Source organism: Streptomyces glaucescens (assembly GCF_002154375.1).
GTDB lineage: Bacteria > Actinomycetota > Actinomycetes > Streptomycetales > Streptomycetaceae > Streptomyces > Streptomyces glaucescens.
Genome location: NZ_MUND01000944.1, coordinates 1 through 1056, shown reverse-complemented (window position 1 = coordinate 1056; position 1056 = coordinate 1). Strand labels below are relative to the sequence as shown.

The 1056-nt window shown below is 71.4% G+C and carries 1 protein-coding gene and 1 pseudogene; one reads left to right on the top strand and one right to left on the bottom strand.

Going from position 1 to position 1056, the window contains the following annotated elements; genetic code table 11:
- A partial coding sequence (locus CCN42_RS39585) for a sortase domain-containing protein (protein WP_086741986.1) occupies positions 1-446 on the bottom strand: 446 nt, incomplete at its 3' end.
- A 335-nt stretch (positions 447-781) separates the two neighbouring features.
- Here CCN42_RS39585 and CCN42_RS39575 point away from each other — a divergent pair.
- Positions 782-1056, top strand: a pseudogene (locus CCN42_RS39575) (hypothetical protein); the annotation flags it as partial.

Below are 1056 nucleotides of genomic sequence, written 5' to 3'. Positions count from 1 at the left end.
GCGCCGAGGCCGTAGAAGACGGCGGGTCCCTGCTTGTTGTCGACATGGCCGACGACGACGGCGGTGCCTTTCTCGCCGGGTGATACGGCGCCGGTGAACCAGCCCGCCAGATTCGGGTCCTCCGGCGGCGGCGCGTCCACCCAGCCCTCCGCGTCCAGGCCGACCGGCATCATCGGCGCGTCGACCTGGATCGCCGGGATCCGCACCCGGTCCGGCGCGGCGTACGGCAGCGGCTGCACGGCCTGTCCGAAGGCGTCGCGCACGACGGCGCTGTCCGCGGCCGCCGCCGACGCGGGCTGGGGCGGGCCCACGTCGAACTCGCCCGAACCGTTCCGGATGAGCGCGAGACCGGTCAGCAGAACAAGCGCTATCACGCCCCACGGGGCGCGCTTCTTCCGCCGCTCCTCCTCTTCGGCCAGCTCGGCGGACAGCTCGGACGCAGACATTCGCCATCCCCTCTCGACGCGGCCGTCGCCACGTCAATTCGCGCATATGAGAACGCTAAATGCCGTCCGGGAAACCGGCGACGGGTCAGCGGCGAACGGGTGGTGCCCGGGGAGGAGCGGTGCGCCATCCGAGTTGCCCTGAGCAGGAATTTTCTGACAGTCCGTGACCTGCGGCAATATCCGATTGTGCGGTTTTCGTCCGGCGTGTTGCCTCACCGGTACGGACCATCGCCGAAATGCGGGCCCCGCCAGGGCAACTGAGGGTTTTTCCCGGGAGGCGCTTTCTCGCCGATCGACCGGGGACGGGCCCCGGGGCGTCTTCCGCGGAGGATCACATGCGTAACTATCGTGCCCTGGCGGTCTCCGCTGCCGCGGTCGCCGCGTTCGGCCTCACGGCCCCGGCGGCCGTCGCGTGGGACGACACGGGCGGCAACTCGGGCGGGAACACGGGCGGGGTCTGGGGCGGCAACGGCAACGAGGGCGGCAATGGGGGTGATGGCCAGGGAGGGAACGGCAACCAGGGCGGGAACGGTAACCAGGGCGGCGACGGCAACCAGGGTGGCAACGGCGGCGGTCACGGCGGCGACGGCGGTCAGGGCGGGAACGGCGG